Raw genomic sequence first — 465 nt, 5'->3', positions numbered from 1 at the left:
GGTTTCTTCATCTGGGCCCGAAGAACAACCAGCAAGTAGAAATACAGAAGAGGCAACTGCTGCTATTAACATTTTGTTCATAGATAAATCCTTGAATATAAGTCAGTATCAAAACCGATGTAAGATCATCGGTGAGGTCAATTGTACTTGAAACTCAATCGATTAGCAGAATGAAACGTTAAAAATAACAATGAATTAACGTAACTTACGCTGCACCAAGGAGACGTAAGTTGGACTTGTCTTTACACACATCAACTTAAAGTTATAACTTTAAACGTTTAGGAACAAAAATTCGTTTCATAAAACCGGACATAAACAAACTATGGAGTACTTCAGAATTGTCAAGATATTATGTGTCACTTAGCCTATGACTCAATATCACGAAAGATACTCTCTATTATGGGGGCCAATTTACTTAAATTGGGTTCAATTGAGGTTGACTTATTCTGTAATCGCCACTCATTT

Origin of the sequence: Vibrio splendidus 12E03 (assembly GCF_000272105.2) — a bacterium.
In the GTDB taxonomy this organism is placed as follows: domain Bacteria; phylum Pseudomonadota; class Gammaproteobacteria; order Enterobacterales; family Vibrionaceae; genus Vibrio; species Vibrio splendidus_I.
Note: the sequence above shows the minus strand (reverse complement) of the source record.